Raw genomic sequence first — 1,815 nt, 5'->3', positions numbered from 1 at the left:
AGAACTGAGCAGGTCGTCGACACCGAGCCCGCCCGGCTCGGTGTCGACGGCACCGGCGGGCAGCAATGTCCCGCCGAGTGTGAGCGCTCCGGCGCCAGTCGCCGCGACCGTGGCGGCCAGCCACCTGCGGTAAGTCTGTATCACTGTCGTCTATCTCCCGGGTGTCTTCTTGATCGTCTGGGCAGGCCTGTCATGTGGCCATGCCGGGTTCGTGCACGAACGCGAGCCCGCGAACGTGCTGTCAACGGGCGCACGTAGCACGCGCAGCCGTTGAGGCTCGATGCCCGAGGCCGGATCGACCGGGCGAAAATATCCTGGATCCCGCTATATCCGCGCTATACGTCGCGTTGTCCGTACGATCAGGCAGCTCGACGATGGGGTGCTCGCCTGTGGCGAGCACCGGCGCTGTCAACGCGCTCCCCCCTGCCGGTGCCGGTGCGTTCTGGCCAGCGCGTCGTCAGCCCTGGCGGTGGCCGCGGCACGGCGCGCGGCGGACGGGCCGTCGAGGACGACGCGGATGGAGCGGCCAGGGACCGCGGCTTTGAAGAGGTCGGCGAGCGCATCGGCGTCGCTGGGGATCTCGCGTTCGTCGATGCCGAGCTCGCGCAAGAACCGAGCGAGAATCAGGCCGACCTCGTGGCGTCCGAGCTCCCGCCGGGAACGCGTAAGCGACGAATCGTTGAACGCGGAGCCATTGAAGGCGGAGGTCGTGAGCGGCGCGCCTGACGGCGGAGACGGCCACGCCTCGGATGATCGTGACTGTGCGGGCACTCCGGACAGGTCCACCTTCGGCTGCCCCGGTACCGCGAGTACGGGCTCGCCCTTGAGGATGGCTCGTTCAAGATCGCGTAGGTCGGAGCTGGGCTCGATGCCGAGCTCGTCGATCATCGCGGTCCGGGCACGCTGGTAGATGCTGAGTGCGTCCGCCGTCCGTCCCGCCCGGTGCAGGCCCAGCATGAGCTGTGCGTAGTGCCGTTGGCGCAGCGGATATGTCTCGACCAGGGTGGTGAGCTCCGGGATCAGCGCATCGTGGCGTCCCAGCGCAAGGTCTGCATCGATCTTGAGCTCGAGGGCGACGTGGCGCATCTCGCCGAGCCGGAGCGCTTCGGCGTGGATCGCGCTCGAATGGTCGACGTCGGAGTAGGCGGCGTTTCCTCGCCAGAGGCCCAGCGCCCGTTTGAGCAGACGGGCGGCGCTGTCCGGATCGTTCGCCTCCAGCGCCCGGCGGCCGTAATCCGCCAGTTGTTCGAACGTTTCGTCGTCGGACTCCTCGGGTTTGACCGTGAGTTCGTAGCCGGACACCTGATGGACGATGCGGAAGTCGCCCAACCTCCGGCGCAGCCGGTGGACGTAGCTTTGCAGGTTGGTCCGGGCCGAACACGGTGGATCTGCGGCCCACAGCATCTCCAGCAGGCTGTCGGTGGAGACGCGGCTGTTCTTCCTGCAGAGCAGGATGGCAAGCAGCGAGCGCTGCTTGGAGGATGTGAGGGAGATGGCCTGTCCGTCGTCGTCACGGATCTCCAAGGGTCCCAGCACGCCGAACTTCATGATTCACCCCCCGGCTATGAGCCTCTGTCGCGGATTTCTTCGCTGTGCGCAGTTCATGGCAACCTTTGCAGCACATCACGTAGTGGTCACTGGTCGGTCACTGGTGGGTTTCTGCTGGCAGGATGTGCTGGGCATCGTGGAACGGCGGTGTCGCGGGCGATCGGCGGGTCGCCGGAGAAGAAGGGGATGGCGTGCGGTTCGAAGTGCTGGGGACGGTCCGGGTTGTCCGGGGCGACGAAGGCGCTGTGTCGGTTTCGGAGCAGCGTC

General features: G+C 67.0%; 2 protein-coding genes. Both read right to left on the bottom strand.

Translation table 11 applies throughout. The features are described 5' to 3' along the window. Positions 1 to 408 precede the first annotated feature (408 nt). On the bottom strand, positions 409 to 1,548 hold the full coding sequence (locus tag ELR45_RS29510) for an AfsR/SARP family transcriptional regulator (protein WP_129669497.1): 1,140 nt from the start codon (positions 1,546 to 1,548) through the stop codon (positions 409 to 411). A gap of 86 nt (positions 1,549 to 1,634) precedes the next feature. After that, positions 1,635 to 1,815 (bottom strand): hypothetical protein (locus ELR45_RS39575; protein ID WP_205857516.1); only part of this gene is annotated, 181 nt, incomplete at its 5' end.

The organism is Phytoactinopolyspora endophytica (assembly GCF_004138495.1).
Lineage (GTDB): Bacteria > Actinomycetota > Actinomycetes > Jiangellales > Jiangellaceae > Phytoactinopolyspora > Phytoactinopolyspora endophytica.
The sequence above is the reverse complement of the archived record's forward strand: the minus strand, read 5'-3'. Positions and strand labels throughout refer to the sequence as shown.